This is a genomic window from Rhodococcus sp. T9N (genome assembly GCF_024436645.1).
Classification (GTDB): domain Bacteria; phylum Actinomycetota; class Actinomycetes; order Mycobacteriales; family Mycobacteriaceae; genus Rhodococcus_F; species Rhodococcus_F qingshengii.
The window spans coordinates 1-20334 of the sequence record NZ_JAMSKS010000033.1 but is presented as its reverse complement, the minus strand read 5'-3'; the positions used below and the strand labels follow the sequence as shown (position 1 = coordinate 20334).

19 protein-coding genes and 1 riboswitch are annotated in these 20334 nt (G+C 62.2%); of the genes, 12 read left to right on the top strand and 7 right to left on the bottom strand.

The genetic code is table 11. The features are described 5' to 3' along the window. Positions 1 to 18: 18 nt before the first annotated feature. The 6 genes from M1L53_RS31400 (at position 19) to M1L53_RS31375 (ending at position 7681) form a co-directional block, all read left to right on the top strand. Positions 19 to 1599: a hydantoinase/oxoprolinase N-terminal domain-containing protein gene (locus tag M1L53_RS31400; protein WP_054187861.1), complete on the top strand. Its 1581-nt coding sequence runs from the start codon at positions 19 to 21 to the stop codon at positions 1597 to 1599. Continuing rightward, a complete protein-coding gene (locus tag M1L53_RS31395) occupies positions 1596 to 2705 on the top strand; it encodes a DUF917 domain-containing protein (protein WP_054187862.1) in 1110 nt (369 codons plus the stop codon). Before M1L53_RS31400 ends, M1L53_RS31395 begins: the two co-directional genes overlap by 4 nt. A gap of 6 nt (positions 2706 to 2711) precedes the next feature. After that, positions 2712 to 3770: a DUF917 domain-containing protein gene (locus tag M1L53_RS31390; RefSeq protein WP_054187863.1), complete on the top strand. Its 1059-nt coding sequence runs from the start codon at positions 2712 to 2714 to the stop codon at positions 3768 to 3770. Beyond that, positions 3767 to 5302, top strand: a complete 1536-nt coding sequence (locus M1L53_RS31385; protein ID WP_054187864.1) for a CdaR family transcriptional regulator — start codon at positions 3767 to 3769, stop codon at positions 5300 to 5302. Before M1L53_RS31390 ends, M1L53_RS31385 begins: the two co-directional genes overlap by 4 nt. Positions 5303 to 5362: 60 nt before the next feature. Next, positions 5363 to 5477: riboswitch (SAM riboswitch) on the top strand. Between the two features lie 53 nt (positions 5478 to 5530). Beyond that, positions 5531 to 6856 (top strand): aminotransferase class V-fold PLP-dependent enzyme, encoded by a 1326-nt coding sequence (locus M1L53_RS31380; RefSeq protein ID WP_054187865.1) that lies wholly within the window; start codon positions 5531 to 5533, stop codon positions 6854 to 6856. 210 nt (positions 6857 to 7066) lie between these two features. After that, the gene (locus M1L53_RS31375) at positions 7067 to 7681 is read left to right on the top strand and encodes a hypothetical protein (RefSeq protein ID WP_054187866.1); all 615 of its coding nucleotides are present in this window, start codon (positions 7067 to 7069) and stop codon (positions 7679 to 7681) included. Here the strand turns inward: M1L53_RS31375 and M1L53_RS31370 are convergent. Next, entirely contained in the window at positions 7660 to 8538 is an 879-nt protein-coding gene (locus M1L53_RS31370) for a DNA-binding transcriptional regulator (RefSeq protein WP_054187927.1), read from the bottom strand. The genes M1L53_RS31375 and M1L53_RS31370 overlap by 22 nt on opposite strands. Positions 8539 to 8681: 143 nt before the next feature. On the opposite strand from M1L53_RS31370, the gene M1L53_RS31365 reads away from it, so the two are divergent. Next, a complete protein-coding gene (locus M1L53_RS31365) occupies positions 8682 to 9680 on the top strand; it encodes a S9 family peptidase (RefSeq protein WP_029254370.1) in 999 nt (332 codons plus the stop codon). After that, positions 9673 to 10884 carry a saccharopine dehydrogenase family protein gene (locus M1L53_RS31360; protein ID WP_054187867.1) on the top strand — a complete coding sequence of 404 codons (1212 nt, stop codon included), beginning with the start codon at positions 9673 to 9675 and terminating at the stop codon, positions 10882 to 10884. Before M1L53_RS31365 ends, M1L53_RS31360 begins: the two co-directional genes overlap by 8 nt. On the opposite strand, the gene M1L53_RS31355 is transcribed toward M1L53_RS31360, so the two are convergent. Beyond that, entirely contained in the window at positions 10885 to 11229 is a 345-nt protein-coding gene (locus M1L53_RS31355; RefSeq protein ID WP_042450522.1) for a hypothetical protein, read from the bottom strand. Positions 11230 to 11322: 93 nt separating this feature from the next. Then, a complete protein-coding gene (locus M1L53_RS31350; RefSeq protein WP_050655926.1) occupies positions 11323 to 11700 on the bottom strand; it encodes a hypothetical protein in 378 nt (125 codons plus the stop codon). Between the two features lie 63 nt (positions 11701 to 11763). On the opposite strand from M1L53_RS31350, the gene M1L53_RS31345 reads away from it, so the two are divergent. Continuing rightward, positions 11764 to 12342: a CGNR zinc finger domain-containing protein gene (locus M1L53_RS31345; protein WP_054187868.1), complete on the top strand. Its 579-nt coding sequence runs from the start codon at positions 11764 to 11766 to the stop codon at positions 12340 to 12342. 134 nt (positions 12343 to 12476) lie between these two features. Next, the gene (locus tag M1L53_RS31340; protein WP_042450529.1) at positions 12477 to 14084 is read left to right on the top strand and encodes an ABC transporter substrate-binding protein; all 1608 of its coding nucleotides are present in this window, start codon (positions 12477 to 12479) and stop codon (positions 14082 to 14084) included. A 355-nt stretch (positions 14085 to 14439) separates the two neighbouring features. Here M1L53_RS31340 and M1L53_RS31335 read toward each other — a convergent pair whose 3' ends face one another. Then, complete coding sequence (locus M1L53_RS31335) at positions 14440 to 15942, bottom strand: MFS transporter (RefSeq protein ID WP_050655929.1); 1503 nt, start codon at positions 15940 to 15942, stop codon at positions 14440 to 14442. Positions 15943 to 16100: 158 nt separating this feature from the next. On the opposite strand from M1L53_RS31335, the gene M1L53_RS31330 reads away from it, so the two are divergent. Further along, positions 16101 to 16775 carry a TetR/AcrR family transcriptional regulator gene (locus M1L53_RS31330; RefSeq protein WP_054187928.1) on the top strand — a complete coding sequence of 225 codons (675 nt, stop codon included), beginning with the start codon at positions 16101 to 16103 and terminating at the stop codon, positions 16773 to 16775. Here M1L53_RS31330 and M1L53_RS31325 read toward each other — a convergent pair. Then, the gene (locus M1L53_RS31325) at positions 16765 to 17724 is read right to left on the bottom strand and encodes a DMT family transporter (RefSeq protein ID WP_054187869.1); all 960 of its coding nucleotides are present in this window, start codon (positions 17722 to 17724) and stop codon (positions 16765 to 16767) included. The genes M1L53_RS31330 and M1L53_RS31325 overlap by 11 nt on opposite strands. A 273-nt stretch (positions 17725 to 17997) precedes the next feature. Here M1L53_RS31325 and M1L53_RS31320 point away from each other — a divergent pair, with 273 nt between their 5' ends. After that, positions 17998 to 18276 carry a YHS domain-containing protein gene (locus tag M1L53_RS31320; protein WP_054187870.1) on the top strand — a complete coding sequence of 93 codons (279 nt, stop codon included), beginning with the start codon at positions 17998 to 18000 and terminating at the stop codon, positions 18274 to 18276. A gap of 78 nt (positions 18277 to 18354) precedes the next feature. On the opposite strand, the gene M1L53_RS31315 is transcribed toward M1L53_RS31320, so the two are convergent. Beyond that, positions 18355 to 19677 (bottom strand): MFS transporter, encoded by a 1323-nt coding sequence (locus tag M1L53_RS31315; RefSeq protein ID WP_198165741.1) that lies wholly within the window; start codon positions 19675 to 19677, stop codon positions 18355 to 18357. Continuing rightward, positions 19661 to 20188 (bottom strand): carboxymuconolactone decarboxylase family protein, encoded by a 528-nt coding sequence (locus M1L53_RS31310; RefSeq protein WP_020906029.1) that lies wholly within the window; start codon positions 20186 to 20188, stop codon positions 19661 to 19663. Before M1L53_RS31310 ends, M1L53_RS31315 begins: the two co-directional genes overlap by 17 nt. Positions 20189 to 20334: the final 146 nt, after the last annotated feature.

Genomic DNA, 20334 nt, shown 5'->3' with positions numbered 1-20334 from the left:
TGTAGAAGGGAGTTCGCGATGCGAATCGGAATCGACGTCGGTGGTACGAACACCGATGCGGTCCTGATGGACGGGACCACCGTCATCGGGCATGTCAAACACTCGACCAGCAAGGACATCACCGGCGGAATCGGCGGAGCTCTGACGGCGCTGCAGCAGCAGTACTCGTTCTCTCCCAGCGCTGTTCAAGCAGTGATGATCGGCACGACGCACTTTCTCAACGCTCTCATCGAGCAACGCGGACTTGCACCGACAGCGGCTCTGCGATTGGGGCTTCCGGCGACCGCGGCGCTTCCGCCGATGGTGGGGTGGCCGCGAGACCTGGTCTCCGCTGTGCAAGGAAGGCGCTACCTCGCTCACGGTGGGCACGAGTTCGACGGTCGTCGTATTTCGTCGCTGGACCCCGACGAGATTCGCCGCCATGCCGCCGATATGGCTCGCAGCGGTACTCGTTCGGTCGCAATATCTTCGGTGTTCTCTCCGGTCAATCTCGAATGCGAAGCGGCCGCCGCGGAGATCGTGCGTGAGGAACTCGGCCCGGACGTCGCAATTTCGCTCTCGCACGAGATCGGTCGAGTGGGTCTACTTCAGCGGGAGAACGCGACCATCATCAATGCTGCGCTGCGCGAGCTCGCCGATCACATCGTCGACGGTCTTGCCCGATCTTTGGTCGAGCACGGCATTGTCGCGCCGCTGTACCTGAGCCAGAACGACGGAACCTTGATGGACATCGAGTACGCGAGGCGTTATCCGGTGGCGACTTTCGCTTCGGGGCCGACCAACTCCATGCGAGGCGCCGCTGTGCTGTCCGGTCTGGCCAGCTGTGCGGTGATCGACATCGGAGGTACCACTACCGACGTGGGCGTATTGACCAACGGTTTCCCGCGAGAAGCCACCACGGAGGTGACGGTCGCCGGGGTACGGACCAATTTCCGTATGCCGGACGTCTTCTCGATCGGTATCGGTGGTGGTTCGCTGGTGGATGCAGACGGACTCACAGTCGGACCCGAATCTGTGGGATACGAATTGGGTTCACGGGCACTCGTATTCGGCGGTGACACGTTGACGGCCACCGACATAGCCGTCGCGGCAGGCTTGGCCGACGTCGGAGATCGCAGTGCGGTGGCGCACCTCGACCGCGGCCTGGTGTCGACGGCACTCGACCGGATCTCGCGCCGAGTCGCCGACGCCGTGGAACAGATGCGGACCACGTCGGATCCACTTCCCGTTGTGGCGGTTGGCGGGGGATCGGTACTGCTGGAGCGTGAACTCCCGGGCCTGGGAACGGTGATTCGTCCTGAGCGCTTCGATGTTGCCAATGCGATCGGCGCTGCGATCGCGCAGGTCAGTGGTGAGGTAGATCGAGTCGAAGCGGTGCGGGACGGGCACCGGCAGGTTTTTGCCGACGATGCTCGCCAGGAGGCGATCGATCGGGCAGTCGCCGCAGGCGCACGGCCCGAGTCGGTGCAGATCGTGGAGTTCGACGAGGTCCCGATTCCGTATCTGCCGGGCAACGCAACACGTATTCGAGTGAAGGCAGTCGGTGACTTGGCACTTCACAGTGGTTTGGTCTCCACCGGTCAGGAGGGCTCACGATGAGTTGGACACTACGAACGGCGGATCTCGACGACCTCGCCAGGGGCGCAGCCTTGTTGGGCACCGGCGGCGGGGGAGATCCGTTCGTCGGCAAGATGTTGGTCACGCAGGCGCTCGGTGAGGCCGGTGAAATCACGATTCTGGATCCGGAGGAGCTCGACGACGACGCGTGGGTGATCCCCGTCGCGCAGATGGGTGCACCGACCGTCGTGGTCGAGAAGATGCCGCGCGGAACCGAACCCGAGCTGGCGCTGATCACATTGGAGAAGCACACGGGGCGAACTGCAGATGCCACGATGCCGATGGAGTGCGGCGGGATCAATTCGATGATTCCGTTGCTGGTGGCAGCGCGGCGCGGACTGCCGGTTGTCGACGCCGACGGGATGGGACGAGCCTTTCCTCAGCTCGAGATGGAAACCTTCTCGGTGTACGGGATTTCGGCGAGTCCGCTCGCCATGGCGAACGAGCACGACGAGGTGGCGATCTTCGACACCCGCAGCGACAACAGCAGATTGGAGGGCCTCGCCCGCGGGGTGACGTCGAGGTTCGGTGGGATGGCGCACATCGCGCAGTACTCGATGACGGGTGCAGATGTGAAGCGGACGGCGATCCCACGGACTCTGTCGTTGGCCCTGACCATCGGCCGGTCCATCAGACTTTCACGTGAGCAGCGGGTGGACCCGGTGCAGGCGCTTGTCGACAGTCTCGCCGACACGCTCTACGGATACGGGCGAGTTCTCTTTCACGGCAGGGTGATCGATGTCGACCGGCGAACCGATGAGGGGTTCGCTCGCGGTTCGGTGCGGATCGCCGGCGTCGGAGACGAAGAGCTGGAAGTTCAGTTCCAGAACGAAAATCTGATCGCCGTCCAATCCGGAGTGATGGTGGCGATCGTGCCAGACCTGATCTGCATCGTCGAGGCCGATACCGCCGAACCCATCACCACCGAGGGCTTGCGGTACGGGCAGCGCGTTGCGGTCATCGGGATCGCGACCCCACCCATCATGAGAACCCCGGAGGCACTGGCGGTCTTCGGCCCGGCTAGCTTCGGGCTCGATCGCCCGTTCCTGCCGGTGGAGACACTCGAGCAACCTGTACTGGCAGAATAGCGAGCCGTGAGCAGGCTGCACGCGGTCCGGGAGGCCGACCTCGACGCGATCGCAGCGGGGGCGGTGGTCCTGGGCTGCGGCGGGGGCGGCGATCCACGCCTGTTCGTGGAAATGCTGCGTCCACTGATGACGTCTACTTCGGTGGAGGTCATCGCGCCGGACCAGTTGCCGGAGGAGGCATTGGTGATGCCGGTGGGAATCGTCGGATCGGCCCTGGCCTTGGAGGAGCAATTGCCCTCCGGGCGTGAGTTTGCAGATACTGCAGCAGCTTTGACGCGCTGGACCGGGAAGCGTCCGACCGCGGTGATGACTTTCGAAGGCGGTGGGCTCAACGCTCTCTCCGGAATTGCGGCGGCGTTGGCGTTGGGAATTCCCGTGGTCGACGCGGACCTGCTGGGTCGAGCGATGCCGCGGCTCGATCACTTCTCTCTCGCCGCAGCCGGGTTGGAATTGTGCCCGGTCACACTCGCCCAGCCCGGCGGCCTCATTACCGTCGTCGACGGAGTGGATGTGCTCGGCGCCGAGGTAGCAGTGCGGTCGTTGATCGGGAGAACCAGCGGTTGGGGCGCTCTGGCGATCGCGTCGATCGATGCGCGGACGGTGCAGGAGGCGTGCATTCCGGGAACTCTCTCCCGAGCACACGAACTGGGTCAGCACATCGGGGCCCTGGGCAGTTGGCAGGAGATCGCGGAGAGCTCCGGGGCCCTGGTAATGGGGACTGGCCGGGTGCGTGCGGTCCGTCGTAGTCGTCCGGACACCGGCGATCGTCGGGGCAGCGTGATTCTCGAACACGATTCCGCGGTGATACGAGTCGAATTCGAGAGTGAGTTCCTGACCGTCGCGTTGGACGGCGAGATGATTGCAACGTGCCCGGACATCGTGACGTTGCTCGACGTGCGGACCGGCGCCTTCGTCTCGTGTGAATCCGTGCACCAGGGGCACGATGTGGCCGTGTTGGTTCTTCCCGGTCCACAGTGGTGGGCGGAAGAAGTGGGCAGATTGAAAGTTGTCGGCCCGCGGGCATTCGGGATCGACCACGACGCAGTGCTGATGGAGGCGCGATGAGCGCGAGTGTTTCGGCGTTGCTGAACAACCCGGCCTTTGTCGGGCTGTATCGACTTGCCGGGGAGGGTGATCCCGTCGTGACGACAGTGGGAGCGCTCACCGGGGAATCGGCACAGTCGGCCGAGGCCGTGTCGGATGCGGCGAGTTCAGGATCAGTTCTGGTGATTCTCGATCGTATCGACATCGGGGAGTGGAGATTCGACGCTCTCCTTCGGCGCACAGCGGCGACCGGCTGCCAGGTGGTCGCTGTGCACAGCACTGCGGCGGAGGATGCGAATCTCTCGTTGCTTGCCGATCGGCTCGGACTGGTGGTGCTCGGAGTATCCGACCCGTGGCAGTTCAGCGTGGATCTTCGTGATCTTCTCTCGAATTCGCGGGCGGTGATGGCCGACGCAGTACTGCGGGCGACACACGCGGGCCAACGAGCCGGAGGAAGCGTCGAAAATCTTCTGTCGGTGCTACTGAACACTTTTCAGCGTTCATTCTTTCTCCTGGACTCGTCCGGACGTCCGATGACCGGCGCAGACCTGTTGTCAGACACTGATCGAGCAGCCGCCGGTATGTTGTCGGGTCGCGGGGCGCCCACCACGGTCGAATTGGACTCCGGCGGGGTCCTGATTGCGTGCCCGGTGATGTCCGGCGCAGCCCGAGAGCCCTGGCTGGCGGTGCTACTCCCGGTGCGTCAAAGCGTCGAAGAGGCTTCTCTCTCAGTGGTTCTCGACGTGGCCTCGTTGGCTGCCGGGCACCGACTGGCCGTTGCGCGCATGGTCGACGAGCGTGAAGCGCGCCGGCGTAGCGCGTTGCTCGGTGAACTGATCGACACGTCAGCAGACGCCACACCCGGACTGCTCCGGCGCGCACTCGACGCGGGTTGGATGCTGGACGGATGGCACATCGGCATCAAAGTCCTGGCGGTCGGTGAGGTCGACCTGGTGGCAAGACGCAGCGAGGTTGCAGATGCTCTCGCCGCCGAGGGAATCGACGCCAATGTCGTGGAACAGGCTGACGGCTGGGCGGCGTGGACGACTCTGCCAGGCGAGCCGCGACCGGAGGCGATCACCAGGATCGCCGAGTGCATCCGTGCAGCTCAGGCCAGGTTGGAACCCACGATGGAGACCTGGGTAGGTGTGGGACGCGCACACGACGGTCCGGCTGGAATCGGTTCGTCCCTGTCGGAGGCCGGGGATGCCGCTCGGCTCGCCGGTTCCCGATCTCAAACAGGTCGATTCCTGCACGTGGACCGCCTCGGGCTGGCGCAGTTGCTGCTGGCGTGGACGCGAACCGACACCTTCCAGCCTGCGGCCGCCGCATTGCTCGCACCGCTACGCGATTCCAATGGAGAGTTGCTCGAGACTCTGTCGACGTACCTCGACGAAGAATCGTCTCTGGCTCACACCGCAACCCGAATGGGGTTGCACCGCAACACCGTATCGAGTCGGATCGATAGAATTCAGCGCCTTCTCTCGGTGGATCTCGCAGATCCGGAAACGAGACTCGCGCTCCACCTTGCTTGCCGGACCATCGCGCCCTGACGGAGATCTTCGCGGCTTCGTCTTGACAAGCACGGGAGGTTCCTGCCATCCTCGTTGCCAGGTCACGAGTACCAGTGTTCAGCCCCGGCTTGCTGGTCGGCAACCCTCCTCCGCGGTGGGGTGCTCCGGGTGACGACCCGGCTGCGTTCGAAAACGAATGCGGCAAGCGCGGACTCTTCCGGGGCCATCTCCCGACGAACGAGTCCTTGAACGTGAGGATTGTCTTCGATGACTGCTGTATTGAGTGCCGACACCTGCTGCACCACCGCGATTGCCAAGGTTTCGGGTTCCGACCTGCAGGTTCCATTGGTTCAGGGTGGCGAATGCTCCTACGCCAACTTCGACTACGCCGCGAGTGCGCCGGCATTGGCCCAGGTCACCGACCGTATCGCCGAGTTGCTGCCGACATACGCCAGCGTCCACCGCGGTGCCGGCTATGCGTCCCGGATCTCCACGCTCACCTACGAGAACGCTCGTGAATCCGTTGCTCGTTTCGTGAACTGTGCCGACGATCAGGTTGTCGTCTTCACCCGGAACACCACCGATTCGCTGAACCTGCTTGCGCAGTGCGTCCCCGGCAGCACCGTCGTCCTCGACGTCGAGCATCACGCAAACCTGTTGCCGTGGAACGACGCTCGTATCGTCACCGCCGCAGACACCATCGAAGAAACGATCGAGCGTCTGATCGGTGAACTGTGCACCAAGCCTGCCGCGCTGCTCGCAATCACCGGGGCCTCCAACGTGACCGGTGAGATCCTGCCGATTGCACGTTTGGCTGACATCGCTCACCGTTGCGGCGCACGTATCCTCGTCGACGCTGCTCAGTTGGCTCCCCACCGTCGCATCGACCTGCAGGAATGCGGCGTCGACTACGTAGCGTTCTCGGGCCACAAGCTGTACGCGCCCTTCGGCGCCGGCGTTCTCGTCGGCCGCCGTGACTGGCTCGACGAAGCTCAGCCGTACCTCGCCGGCGGCGGCGCCGTGCGTGAGGTGACCGTCGAATCCACCGAGTGGGCTTGCGCGCCCGCACGCCACGAGGCGGGTTCCCCCAACGTGCTCGGTGCGGCAGCCATCGCGACCGCCTGCGAAACCCTGCACGCCCTGGACTTCGACGTGATCGCCGAGCATGAGAAGGCGCTCACCGCCCAGCTCACTGACGGCTTGTCCGCCATCGAGGGCGTCTCACTCGTGCGACTGTGGAACGACGCTCCCGACGCCGTCGGAATCGTCACCTTCACCGTCGACGGATTCGAAGCGGGCGAGATCGCCGCATTCCTCTCCGCCGAGCACGGCATCGGAGTTCGCGACGGTCGCTTCTGCGCACATCCGGTTCTCGCGCGCCTCGGCCTTTCCGGCGGTGCAGTTCGCGCCAGCCTCGGCCTCGGTAGCAGCTCGGACGACGTGACGCGGTTGGTCGACGCCGTGAACATCCTGGTTTCGAATCAGCGTGATTGGAAGTACGCGAAGACGGCAGGTGCGTGGAACCCTGTGCCCGAGACCCGCCCCTTCCTCGGAGCCGCAGACGACAATGCCGGCGCAGCCGAGTGCGTCTGAGCTGAGCTCGGTCCCCGAAAACTCGAACGGACAACTAGCATGGCAGCCATGGCACCAGCGGATTTTCCCGCCACCCCTTCGAGAGTGAGCATCACTCTCGGTCAGTGGTGCCGTCGCCATGTCGATCTGTGCCGCACCTCTTCAGGAATGTGTTCGAGCTGACGATTCGTCTCGCTCATCCCATACTTTTCTGATTTTCGGAGGTCTCACATGTCTTCACTCGCTTCGCATTCTCTGCACGTAGCGGTCGAGTTGACCGGATCCGGTCACCATCCGGCCGCTGAGGGCGCACCCGGCAACCTGCCCATCATCGGCGGCGACTACTGGGTGGACCTCACCGAGGGTGAAAAGGCTCTCGATTTGGCTTCATTCCCTACCAATGTGGTTCGGATTCGCGCTGCGGATCTGCGTGAGGCACAGCTCGAACGCGCACGGATACGCGCTGCCGTCGCCGAAGAAGGACGCGATCCCGACAGCGTCGCAGTGCTGGTCGATCTCGAGATTCTGATCGCGCCGGAGGCTCGCTCCGCTCGTAAGGAGCTTGCGCAGTTGGACAGCGCGTTGACCTCGCCGCGGGTTCCCGTTTCGCTTCATTACGTCGGAACGCCTTCCGGTCTCGGCAGTTTGATCGCCGATATCCGAGCTGCGGAGGTCGCCGACGGCGTTACGTTGCTGCCTCTCGCATTGCCTCGCGCGCTCGAGCATCTGGTGGACAGCACCATTCCGTGGCTTCAGGATCGCGGACTTGTCACACCGTCCACCGCAGTCGACGAGGTTCTCGGGCGTTTCGGACTGCCGCCCCGTCAGCGCACGCTTGCGTCCTGATCGTCACCGATTGCATCTGCGTACAGGTGGAACAGCGACGGTAATTCGTCGGCACCGTCCACCTGTGCCAGAAGCGTCCAGCACTGCGCAGTGATCGACCGAGCCCTCGTGCCGATCCAGTTGGTGGGCAGTAGTTCCGGCGGCAACAGCGGATCCGGTTCCATGGCTCGCGTGAATTCCGCCGCGAGTTCGATGGTCATCGTGACAGCATCGGTACCCGGACTGTTCTGCAGTTTGTGTAGGCGTGCGGTCGCTACGTCGAGTAGCCGTTCGTATCCGTCAGCGATCTGGTCCAGTGGCCACAACTGCGCGGCAATCTTCACGGGGTCTTCGAGAGTGCCCACTTTCAGATCTCGAGTGGTGAGAGAAGACAGGTGCTGTTCGACGTCGAGTTCGGCGGCCGCATCGCGAATATACGGTTCCCAGGCGTGCGGCGAGACGTACAGACCGCCCTGGACGAGCGCGCCGCCGAGGTAAACGACCCTGGTGCGCAGCGCATCTCGCCCTTTCCGTGACGACTCCGGAATTGCGAATCCGGCCAGGTGCCAGTACCCGTCCCACGGCGTCACAGTGTCGCGGTCTTGTCGATAGGCCAGCCGAACGAATTCGACGTCGGGTTCCATCTCGCGCAGGGCTTTCGGCGTTGCTCGTAGCGTGGCCTGTCGCCCGCGACCTTCCTGAGTGAACTTCCCCTCGGTGACCAACCGCTTGATGCACAGCCGAACCTGTTGATCAGTTTTGCCGAGGGCGTCGGCGGTGGCATAGAGGGTGTGCCCGTCGACAGTTCCGTCCGTGCGCAGTAGTCCCTCGATCAAGATCCTCGTGGGTACATCGACGTCCCTGTCGGTCATCGCCATGTCCTTTCCTCGCTTCTCGACATCTTCGCCCACAACTGTACTATCGAATGCAATACGATCGTTTCAAATTCGTACGTTAGGGCGGGAAGATGGCAGCGGAATCGATGAGCGAGGGCAAGAGTAAGCCTCGTTTACGCAGGTGGATGGTTACTTCCCTGGCGGTGGTCGTTGTTCTGATCGCGACTCTGGTGGGCTGGACGCTGTACCAGAACACCTATGACATCCGTGAGGAAAAAGTGACGATCACCGGGGGATCGGTGCCGCTCCAGGGAGTCCTTGCACTGCCCGAACACGGTGACGGTCCCTTCGGGCTCGTGGTTTTCGTCCACGGAGACGGCCCGGTCGATGCAACACATGAGACGTTCTATCGACCGGTGTGGGAGGCGTTCGCAAAGGCGGGGTACGCGTCACTCTCCTGGGACAAGCCGGGGGTGAATGGGGCACCGGGCAATTGGCTCGACCAGAGCATGGACGATCGCGCGGCAGAAACGGAAGCGGCAATCGAGTGGGCGCGGGGACGTTCGGATATCGATCCGTCTCGGATCGGTCTGTGGGGTGCAAGCCAGGCAGGGTGGGTGATGCCCAAGGTGGTGAACCTCGACCCGGACGTAGCGTTCGTCATTGCCGTGGGTCCCGCGATCAACTGGCTCCAACAAGGCGAATTCAATACCCTAGCCGAACTTTCCGAGAGAAATGCGTCGGCCGACGAGTTCGAGAAAGCGCGGGTCGATCGTGCGAAGAACTTGGATCAGTTGGCCCGTGATGCATCGTTCGACGATCTCGTGGCCTCCGGCGAGGCCGACGGTCTCACCGAAGACCGGTGGAACTTCATCCGAAAGAACTACCTCTCGGATGCGCGAGCCGATCTCGAAACCGTGAAGGTTCCGGTGCTCTTGATCATCGGCGGACAAGACGTCAACGTCGACGTGGCTGATACCGAAAGGGTGTACCGCGAATTACTCGACTCGCCAGGGCAACTGGTGGTCAAGAAGTACCCCGACGCCACTCACTCGATTGTGGAGAAGGACCTCGAAGACTCGGAATTGATGTCGGCTCTGGTGGCCGTTCTTGCTCCCCGTTCGATCTTCGCTCCCGGCTATCTAGCGGATCAGACTGCATTTTTGGAGGGAATTCATGGCTGACGGAATCACGGTTGTCGCACTGGGTGGTGCCGGTGCCATGGGCTCGGCAGCAGTTCGTCTGGCCGCAACATTGCCGGGAATCGGCAAGGTAGTAGTCGCGGATCGCGATATCGATGCTGCGAAGCGTCTTTCAGTTGAACTGGCGCAGGCGTCAGCGGAAGTCGAGGCGCGCAGCATCGACGTCACGGACGGTCGCACGCTACGTGAATTGCTTGACGGCGCAGACGTGGTCGTCAATACGGTCGGACCGTTCTTCCGTTTCGGCGTCGGCATTCTCCAGGCAGCGATCGAGACCGGGACTCACTATCTCGACATCTGCGACGACTGGGAGCCGGCCGTCGACATGCTGGAACTGGACTGTGCCGCGAGGGGAGCCGGAATCTGTGCGGTAGTCGGCATGGGCGCAAGTCCCGGGATGAGTAACCTCCTGGCCGCGATGGCAGTCTCGCGATTGGACGTGGTCGACGATCTGTATACAGCCTGGCCGGTTGATGTCGAGGGCGAGGACGAGTCGGTGGACACATTGAGTGCAGCCGCCGTTCACTGGATGCAACAGATCAGCGGCCAGGTTCCGGTGGTTCGTGCGGGGCGAATCGTCAACGAAGAACCGTTGCGTTCCATCGCACTCGAACTGCCCGGCGGACGTCGGGGGAACGCTTACGTGGTCGGGCATCCGGAGCCGGTGATGTTTCATCGGACCATCAATCCTGCGGGGCATTCGGCAAATCTGATGGTCATCACACCGGAAACCGTGGCGTTTCTCGACGTTCTCCGCGCCGACATCGACAAGGGGAGAATCGATCTCGACTCGGCCGCCGAAGAATTGGGCAAGCCTTCGCTCGGACGGATGATCCGTGCTGCGCCTCGAATGCTCACGCGCGCCGGCCACGGATCCCTGCCGTTGTTCTTCGCCTCGGCGACAGGAATGTTCGACGGAAGAGCGATGCGCGTCGTGGCCCGGATTGCAGACGATTCACCGGTGTCGGAGTTGCTGTCGGACATGGCCGGTGCAACCGGAATCCCCTTGGCGCTCGGCCTTGCTCAGGTGGTGTCCCGGCTCGCCGACGGAACGATTTCGGATCGGATCGGTGTGCACTCACCCGAGAGCGTCGTCGACCCGGAAGTTCTGTTCACTGCGCTGGCGCGGTTGTTCGATCGAACCGACTGGAGTGAGATCGTCACCGTCGAATCCGAGTTCCGCTAGTCAGTTCGCGGCGTGTGATCCGATGCGACTGCGGATTTCGGTCTCGACGCGATCGGCGTCCTTGGGGCTGAACGAAGGCGATCCGTGGCCGGCGAGAGTGAGTACCACCGCGGTCTCCTTCCACGGGCGTGAAAGATCCAGGCTGTACCACGAGCTGAAATCTGTTGTTCCCCAGATTCGTAGGCGTCCGCTCAGCCATGACATGACTCCGAGGTCGACGGATTCGATCTGCGAGTACAGGACGAACTTGCTGACAAACGGAAAGTAGTAGTGGCGGATCGTGACGCCCTGATCGTCGATCCGGACGGTTCGGTCCTCGTAGATTGTCGATGTTCCTGCACTCACAGTGATAACCCGGTTCCTGCTGGTCGATGCTCTCGATGGCTGCCTGAAAACCAACCATACAGTCTCTATTGGGACAGGCTGCGAGCGCGGGCGTCAAGCGCTGGTGGGCCTTGAGACGACGAGATCGCTCACCGCGATCTGGGCATTGCCGATTGCCGTCTGAACTGGTTCACAACTGCTCGATGCTCGGGCGAGCGCAAGAACTGCGGTGAGCAGGGCAGCGTCGGGTTGTCCTTCGAACGGTCCGCTCTCGACATCGAACTTTCCAGCTCGCAACTGCTTTCGGGCGTTGATTCCCAGTTGTGAAATGACCTCGTCCATCGCGGTCAGGCATTGGGCGAGCGCTCCGATCGACCAGTAGAGATCGGCTGCAACGACGGGTGTCCCCGACGCCACGGTGCCGGCGCGGCGTAATCGGTTGTGGGTGTCGAGGAGTATCTCGGGCAGTCCGTGGTCTGCGCAGTGTTCCATCCCGCCGCCTCCGTAAGGTGTAAAGTTAGGTTATTCAATTACGGTAAAGCAGGGAGGTAAGGGATGCAAGTAGTTTTAGACGATTACGTCGCCGGTGCGTCGTTTGCGACGGACCTGGTCAACACCTCACCCCGAGTGTGGGTGGAGGCTGGTGACGCGTTGCCAGACTCCCAGACGCTTCAGGATCTACTGAGTGAACACGGACTCTCGCCGGACGCACTCCGCAACGGACGCGGGCCGACCAGCGGTGAACTTGCGGACGTTCAGGGGCTCAGAGAGGAAATTCGTTCGGTTCTCGATGCTCCGACTGCCGGCGAACTAGTCGATCGCACTCATCAACTTCTCCAGGCCGTCCCGCATCACGTTCGACTTACGCCAGATTCCCAGAACGGCTATCGGTGGAATGCAGTACCGGACAACACAATCGATCTCGCGGGTGAACTCACGTTGTTGATCGGATACTCGTTGCTGGGGACTCTGCGCACATTGGGGTACGAACGATTCCGTCCATGCGCATCGCCGACGTGCAACGGGGTGTTTGTCGATACGAGCAGGGGAGGGCGACGCCGATACTGCATGCCGGCGTTGTGCGGCAACCGAATCAACGTCGCGAATCACCGTCAACGGCAGCGTCGTACTTAGCGTCTGCGCTTGCCCGGTCGATAGTGACAATCGAACAGAGTACGGCCGACTGTATGGGGAACTTCAACGAGATACAGACCACGTCAGTCCCGCACGATTGTCGCCATGGCAACTCCTAGTAGATGGCGGCTCGTATGAAAGCCCGTTCTGTCTCCGCGACAGCAGTTATCAGCGTTGGCGTTTTCACCCTGGCCGGGTGTGGCGGCGCATCCAGTCCCGAAGGTTCAGTCGGTGAGTATGCAAAGGACGGCAGTTTCACGACTGTCATCAACGCCGATCCCGGAAATCTGCACCCTCTGATCACCAACCTTACGTCGACTCAGATCGTGAACGCGTACTCGTACGATTCGTTGATCGACATCGACGCGCAAACACGCACTGTGCGTCCCTATCTGGCGGAGAGCTGGAGTGAAGAAGGGAACACGCTGAAGTTCGTGCTCAAGAAGGGCATCACTTGTGCCGACGGCACTTCCTTCACCGCACAGACCGCGGCCGATGACATCAACTGGGTCATGGATCCTGAAAACGCTTCACCGCTACGCGGATCCACTGTGCCGATGTCGACTTCGGCCTCAGCGGACGGTGACGAACTGACGGTGACTACCGCCGAACCAGCGCCCTTCCTGCTCTCTCGAATCGGCGCGTTGCGGCTTCCGTGCGCTGCGACGCTCGAAGACCCGGCCAGCATCCGTTCGAGTAGCAACGGAACGGGTCTGTTCAAGGTCACCGAAGTTGTTCCGAACGATCACATCACGATGGAACGCCGCGACGGTTACACCTGGAGTCCGAACGGCGAGACCACTTCCGACACTCTCGGAGTGCCGAAAACAGTGACGATCAAGATTGTCACCGATCCCAGTACGACGGCGAATCTTGTTCTCACCGGCGGAGTGAATGCCGCAGCGGTCACCGGTTCGGACGAGGAACGAGTCTTGGCCGCGGGTCTGGATTCGAAGACTTACACCACGTTGTCCGGCGAGTTCATCTTCAATCATTTCGCGGCCCTACCCACGGCAGACCGTGCTGTACGGCAGGCCCTCGTGCAGGCAGTAGACCTGGACGACTACACCGAGATCACCACCGGCGGTAAAGGAACCCGCGCACGCGCCCTCGCGGTTTCGGAACCCCTTGCCTGCGACTACAACAGTGTCGAAGGGACGATCCCCGATTTCGACGTCGATGCAGCAAAGAAAACGCTGTCCGACGCAGGTTGGAAGGCGGGTCCCGACGGCATCCTGACGAAGGACGGTCGACCGCTTGCCCTCAACGTGATTTTCAACAACTCACGCGATACGAACTCTGCCGCCGCGGAATACGTGGCAACACAGTGGGAAGGACTGGGCGCGAGAGTGAAACTGACCGGCGGCGACTACAGTTTTGTCATCGCCAACACATTCAGCACCACCGACCTGTCGTCGTGGGACGTTTCCATCGGTTTGACGCTGGGGAGCGATACGCCGAGTATCTTTGCGAAGTACTTCACCGGCCCACCGAAGCCTGAAGGAGTGAACTTCGCTTCCCTCGACAACAAGAAGTACATCGAATTGTCCACTGAGGCTTCGCTTCTTCCCGGTGACGAGTCCTGCAAGGTCTGGGAGGAAAGTGAGCGGGCATTGTTCAAGGACGTCGACCTGCTGCCGGTATCCACGACTCCCGCTCACATGTTCTTCAACGGGGCAACGTCGATCTATCCGCCATCGAGCGGAATCCTTCCGGGCTCGGCGATCCGTGTCCTGAAGTAGGACCCTCGGCAAACGCTCACTTTCGGGTATTGATCATCCGAAGAGCAAACCGAAATACCACCGCAGCACCCGCACCTGCAGCCAGGCCGGCGACGACATCGGCAAGAAGGACACCGACGCCTATGCCCAGGACGGCAGCGGCGGCGACAGCAAGGGCTACGTCAGCACGAGGAGCGGCGATCGCGGCATCCTTTCCCCGAGTATCGAACGAGCACCCATCTCAACGGAGCATGTCACGAAACTGTCGTCCGCAGGTGTATCAACAGCAAAATGTGTGAAACGCGTCGGCCCCGACGGAGTTGGACTCCGCCGGGGCCGGGCTGTGTGTACAGCGCAGTGTGTATTGCGCGCTGGCTCAGTGTGTCGGAACGGATTCCTTCGACGTGGTCGGGGACGTATCGGTGTGCTGGCTACCAATCTCCTTGCGGGAGTTGGAGCCCTTGAACCGAGGGAGGAAACCGGCCAGGACGAGTGCGACGACGGCGGATCCGGCAGCGAGGGCCATGACGACGCGGAAAGCGTTCTCCGACGGCAGCGTTGCCCCACCGATGGACATGGTCATCTGGGCGATGACGACACCCGCGATGGCGCTGGCGAATGATGTACCGAGGGAGCGCATCAGGGTGTTGAAGCTGTTGGCTGCACCGGTCTCGGACGGAGGAACAGCCCCCATGATGAGAGCGGGCATCGCGCCGTAAGCCATACCGGTACCGGCGCCGATGATCACGGCGATCACGATCAGTTCCCAAATCGAGTGCATGGCGAAAATGCCGATGCCGTAACCGATTGCGACGACAACGGCGCCGAGCATGAGCGTCACCTTGGGGCCGTGCGAATTGGTGATACGTGAGGACAGCGGAGAGATCAGCATCATGATGATGCCGGAGGGAGCCATGACCAGACCCGCGGTGAGCATCGAACCGCCTAGGCCGTAACCAGTGACTTCAGGCAACTGGACTACCTGGGGAAAGACCATGCTGGCGGCGAACATCGCGAACCCGAACACGATCGATGCGAGGTTGGTGAAGAGCACCTGGCGGCGGATGGATACGCGTAGATCCACCAGCGGCTTGGGGGTGCGTAGTTCCCACCAAGCCCAGAATCCGAATATCAGGATCGCGGCGCCGAACAGGGAAAGCGTGAGCGTGCTCGTCCAACCCCAGTCGCCACCCTTGGAAATGGCCAGTAGTAGAGCGATGAGGGCGGCTGAGAGCGAGATTGCCCCGCCGAAGTCGAACGTGCCACCTGTGCGAACCGTCGATTCGGGGACCAGGACGACAACAAGAACGGCCGCAAGAGCGCCGAGGACGGCTGACGCCCAGAACAGGACGTGCCAGTCGGCGTACTCGGCGATCAAAGCCGCGATCGGAAGACCTAGAGCGCCACCGACTCCCAGTGAAGCGCTCATCATCGCAACAGCGCCGGCGAGCTTCTTGGGCGGAAGCACGTCGCGCATCACACTGATGCCCAGCGGAATGACGCCGGCAGCAAGGCCCTGCAGGATTCGGCCGGCAACGAGGGGGATAACGCTCGAACTGAGTGCTCCGACCACCGAACCGGTTACCAACAGCGCCATGCTGATCAGGAGTAGACGCCGTTTGCCGAACATGTCGCCCAAGCGGCCCATGGTCGGGACGGCGACGGCAGCTGCGAGCAGCGTGGCGGTCACAGCCCACGCGGTATCGGACGCCGGCGCGTTCAGGTACTCGGGCAGATGCGGGATGATCGGGATCACCAGCGTCTGCATGAGCGAGACGACGATGCCGGAAAACGCCAGAACAGCCACCACTGCGGTGGTGGCTGGCGACTTCGTTGTCTGTGGCGGCGTTGTCGGTGGTGGTGAAGTGGTTGACGACATTGCGGTAACTCCATCGGAGGAAGAACGAATAATGGTTTAAGTCAGTTGCTTGAACTAAAGTTAAATCAAGTGACTGACTTAACGGAAGGCTGTGTCTCCGATCGTGACGAATATCTCCGGTGCCGAGCAGCTTCGGATGGTCGAGGATGATGGTGTCCATGACTACGAGGACTGAGGACGCGTCGGCCGATGTCGGCGGCGCCGCAAATTCCGCGCGCTCTGCTGCAACCCGAGACCGCATTCTCGCCGTCGCCGAGCAGTTGTTCGCAGAACATGGAGTCTTCGCGGTTTCGAACCGTCAGGTGAGCGACGCGGCAGGTCAGGGCAACAATGCTGCCGTCGGATATCACTTCGGAACCAAGACCGATCTGGTCCGCGCGATCGTGAACAAGCATTCCCAGCAGGTCGAGAAGAACCGTGGCGAACTGCTGCGTGAGATCGAAGGGTCCACAAATGTTCGTGACTGGATTTCGTGTCTGGTTCGGGCGTCGACCGATCACTACGCCGAAATGGGTGGCCCGACCTGGTATGCGCGGTTCAGCGCGCAGATTCTCACCGACCCGGTCCTGCGGAAAATCGTCTACGACGAGGTACTGGCCTCGCCCACCCTGCAGGAGACGCTTCGGGGACTCTCTGACTGTCTGGCCGACATGCCGATGAGTGTTCGACGCGCCCGCGCGGACATCGGACGCAATGCGATCGTGCACATGTTCGCCGAACGTGAGCGCACGCTTGCCGAAGAGGGGCCGGACGCGGTCACGTCATGGGAGGACTTCACGACCGACCTCGTCGACGCGCTGGTCGGACTTTGGACTGCTCCGATCAGCCGCTGACCGGCCGTTTGTCCGCGCTAGCCGCCCGCCCCGGGGCAACCCTGCGGGATGGATCTCGCGTCGGCGGAAGATCCAGGAGCAAGCCCACTCCGGCAAGAATGATGACAAGACCGCCAATGAGCGCGAAGGTAACAGGCTCGTTCAACCACAGCACTCCGATGGCTGATGCCGAAATCGGAACGAGAAGAGTGACGGCCGATGCCGCGACTGGACCCGCCTGACGAATTACCCAGAAGTAGACCAGGTAGCCACCGGCGGTAGCCCCCAGCCCCAGGGCTGCCACGGCGATGAGTGGACCCACGGTTATGGGCCCCGGTGGGGGAGCGACGGCGGACACCGGCACCAAGAGGGCAACCGCGGCAAGTTGCTGGCCGAGGGCCAGCGTCAGGGGTGGAGTGTCCTGGAACGACTTTCGTGCGTAGACACCTCCGACTGCGTACAGCAGCGCCGCGGTCAAAGATGCGCCAATGGCCAGCATTGCGCGACTGTCGATCGCTGACGGAATTCCGCCGACAAGCACCGAGACGCCGACGATGCCGATCGCGACCCCCGAGAGTTTTCGCCAGGTGATCTTTTGTCGAAGCCGGAAAGCGGCGACGAATACTGTGAACATCGGAGTCGTGGCATTCAGGATCGACGCCGTCGACGAGTTGAGGCCGACGATCGCAGTTGCGACAAGTGTCAGGGGCCCAGCGACATTGAGGGCAGCCAGCAGTAGGAATGCAGGAAACCGATGACGGACCGCGCGCCAGGTCGATCTGCTGGAAGCAGTTATCAGCGCGAGAACCAACGCTGCAACAATGAAGCGGCCGTGCGTCGTGCCGACGGCGCCGAGAGTTGGTGCTGCCACAGCAACCAGGGGGAACGAGCTTCCCCAGAGCATGCCGACCAACAGCAAAGCTCCAACTACGGCGAATCGGCTGCTGCCGATTGCTTTCCAGTTCTTCATTGCTCCTCTTCGTCGACGACCTCGCGGACATGGATGGTCGATGCCAGACCTACCCTATACCCCCAGTAGGTATAGGGTTGGCTGTGTCATGATGCTGCAGGCGAGCGGGGATCTCGCGACGGTATATTCTTTCTCCCGCACTGGTTTATACGGCGATGTGTCAACTGAACGCACCCTCAGGCTCAGTAAAATATACCCATAGGGGGTATATTGGCGGTTGTATCGGGCTCGCTTTGCGGGCCGCATCCGTCCCGCAAAAGAACAGGAATCCCAATGAGCAGTTGTGGCTGTGGCAACACCCCGAAGTCTGACGCCAAAGGCGATGTCGGCGCTGTCGGTTCGGCGATGCTGACCGGTGGGAAAGACCTACTCACCGCTGGCAGTAGTGAACTCGTCGAATGTCGGGTCATGCCGGGCAGCGTGATCGAGAAGGTGCGTGCCGAAGCGGAAGGCCTGTTTCGTGACTTCGAAGGAAATCGGTACTGGTTCTGCTGCAAGGGATGTGGTCCTCGGTTCGACGCAAATCCGAGGAAGTATGCCGACGTGAGCTGAGCGAAAAGTGGTGGTGCAGGCGATGGCTGCACCACCACTTTCGTTGAGGCCCAATCGGGGGCAGTCGGACCGTCGACATCAGACGGTGCGAGCGCACGCGCACTGGGTAGCCGCCAAGGTGCATTCGCCTCGCGTGGTTTCGTACGTCGCTTGGACGGGCAATTCAGCAACCGTCTCCCGAGGCCAAAGTGCAAATCCTGCAACGGTTCCCACTGCGGCAAGCGCTGCAAGGATGCTCCAGGTGACCGCAAATCCCGCGCTCGAACCAACCCATCCGGCGATCGGATAGGTGACAAGCCAGGCAAGGTGCGACAGGGAGAACTGGGCTGCGAACACCTCCGGTATACCTGCGGGTTCGACGGAGCGTCGAAGTACTTTTCCGGTCGGAGTGACGATCATGGCCATCCCGGCGCCGACGAGCGCCCACACTGCGGCAGTGAGCATCCACGTGAATACACCGGCCACGGCGAGGGCTGCTGCCGCGCCGGCGCTGACGACCAGGACGACGGAACCTGCTGTCATCACAGTACGTTCAGCGGTTCTGTCGAGAACGCGTGGAAGAAGAAGCGCGGTCACCAACGTGCCGGTGCCTGACGCGGCAAGCATCCACGCCACGTCGGATTGGGTTCCACCGAGCTCGTCGCGGACGTAGTTGACGGTGTTGACCACCACGATCGATCCGGCTGCTGCCACCACGAGATTGAGTGCCATGATGCCGCGCAGTCGAGGCGTGGTCACGAAGATCCGCACCCCCGACGCGATCCGATCCCACGCCTTGCGGTGAGTACTTCGGCGAGCGTTGGGGATTCGGGTGGCCAGCACGAGCAGTGCCGAGACCGCAAAGCCCACGGAGGTGGCGACGAACAACAGGTTGAATGTCATGAAGGACAGTGCGACTGCGGCAAGAACAGGGCTGAGCAGGCTTTCCATCGTGTAAGCGACCTGCGATGCCGACAGTGCGCGGGTGAAATCGGCCTCGTCGGTCACGATGTCAGGGATGACCGCTTGGAACGTGGGAGTGAACGCTGCCGACGCAGCTTGGAGAACGCCCACCAGCACGTAGATGTGCCAGATCTCGCTGACGAAGGGCAATGCGATCACGACTGCTGCACGAATGGCGTCGAGGGCAACGAGGAAAGCCCGTCTCGGCAACCGGTCTACGTACGCCGCCGCGAGTGGAGCGATCACGACGTACAGGGACATCTTGATCGTCAGCGCGGTGGCCAGCACAGCTCCGGCGCTCGGTCCGGCGAGTTCGTAGGCGAGTAGACCCAGCGCAACCGTCGCCAACCCGGTGCCGAACAGCGCGATGATCTGGGCGCTGAAGAGCAGGCGATAGTCGCGAATCAAGAACAGACGCAGGCTGTTCCGTTCCGGTGCGGAGTTAGCGATCCGGTTCATTTGGTTTCACTCCCGCGACAAGATTGAAAGCTCCGGTCAGGACATTGAGGGCGACGATTCCGACTACGTCGGCGATCTCGCGATCACCGTAGCCGTGCGCTCGAAGGCCCGTGATGTGTTCGTCTGAAATCGAGGCAGGCTCCCGATAGACGCGAAGCCCGAGGTCGATCATTGCCGCGATGGCGGGATCGGCCGAGGTGCCCGCGCGGGCACGCTCGATCTCGTCCGCCTCGACGCCGTTGGCGTGCGCGGCGGCCACGTGGGCTTCGAGGCAAACAGCGCAACCTTGCTGGACCTGCACAGCGATAGAGATTCGCTCGGTGATCTTGCGGCTCAGTTTCGCTCGCTTCATTGCTCGGCTGAGTTGCAGATAGCCGCCCAGCACAGCGGGCGAATGAGCCATCGCCGCGACCATGTCACCGACCTGTCCGTGACGGTTGACGAGTTCGGCGAGAAGGTCTTTCGATGCACCGACAGCGGTGGTGGGCGTGAGAGAAGCAAGGCGCGACATAACGAGTCCTAAGTGGTTCCGCCGGTGGTGGGGGGGGGGGGGGGGGGCCCCCCCCCCCCCCCCCCCCGGGGGGGGGCCTAATTTTCGTGGGTTTGTAAGGGGGAGGCTTGGGGGCCGGGGGGGCACGCAACCCCGAACCGGGGTTT

Excerpts from the sequence above, each read along its gene's own strand:
- M1L53_RS31400 (WP_054187861.1), top strand. The coding sequence starts at position 19 with ATGCGAATCGGAATCGACGTCGGTGGTACGAACACCGATGCGGTCCTG.
- M1L53_RS31395 (WP_054187862.1), top strand. The coding sequence starts at position 1,596 with ATGAGTTGGACACTACGAACGGCGGATCTCGACGACCTCGCCAGGGGC.
- M1L53_RS31385 (WP_054187864.1), top strand. The coding sequence starts at position 3,767 with ATGAGCGCGAGTGTTTCGGCGTTGCTGAACAACCCGGCCTTTGTCGGG.
- M1L53_RS31380 (WP_054187865.1), top strand. The coding sequence starts at position 5,531 with ATGACTGCTGTATTGAGTGCCGACACCTGCTGCACCACCGCGATTGCC.
- M1L53_RS31375 (WP_054187866.1), top strand. The coding sequence starts at position 7,067 with ATGTCTTCACTCGCTTCGCATTCTCTGCACGTAGCGGTCGAGTTGACC.
- M1L53_RS31370 (WP_054187927.1), bottom strand. The coding sequence starts at position 8,538 with ATGGCGATGACCGACAGGGACGTCGATGTACCCACGAGGATCTTGATC.
- M1L53_RS31365 (WP_029254370.1), top strand. The coding sequence starts at position 8,682 with ATGGTTACTTCCCTGGCGGTGGTCGTTGTTCTGATCGCGACTCTGGTG.
- M1L53_RS31360 (WP_054187867.1), top strand. The coding sequence starts at position 9,673 with ATGGCTGACGGAATCACGGTTGTCGCACTGGGTGGTGCCGGTGCCATG.
- M1L53_RS31350 (WP_050655926.1), bottom strand. The coding sequence starts at position 11,700 with ATGGAACACTGCGCAGACCACGGACTGCCCGAGATACTCCTCGACACC.
- M1L53_RS31345 (WP_054187868.1), top strand. The coding sequence starts at position 11,764 with ATGCAAGTAGTTTTAGACGATTACGTCGCCGGTGCGTCGTTTGCGACG.
- M1L53_RS31340 (WP_042450529.1), top strand. The coding sequence starts at position 12,477 with ATGAAAGCCCGTTCTGTCTCCGCGACAGCAGTTATCAGCGTTGGCGTT.
- M1L53_RS31335 (WP_050655929.1), bottom strand. The coding sequence starts at position 15,942 with ATGTCGTCAACCACTTCACCACCACCGACAACGCCGCCACAGACAACG.
- M1L53_RS31330 (WP_054187928.1), top strand. The coding sequence starts at position 16,101 with ATGACTACGAGGACTGAGGACGCGTCGGCCGATGTCGGCGGCGCCGCA.
- M1L53_RS31325 (WP_054187869.1), bottom strand. The coding sequence starts at position 17,724 with ATGAAGAACTGGAAAGCAATCGGCAGCAGCCGATTCGCCGTAGTTGGA.
- M1L53_RS31320 (WP_054187870.1), top strand. The coding sequence starts at position 17,998 with ATGAGCAGTTGTGGCTGTGGCAACACCCCGAAGTCTGACGCCAAAGGC.
- M1L53_RS31315 (WP_198165741.1), bottom strand. The coding sequence starts at position 19,677 with ATGAACCGGATCGCTAACTCCGCACCGGAACGGAACAGCCTGCGTCTG.
- M1L53_RS31310 (WP_020906029.1), bottom strand. The coding sequence starts at position 20,188 with ATGTCGCGCCTTGCTTCTCTCACGCCCACCACCGCTGTCGGTGCATCG.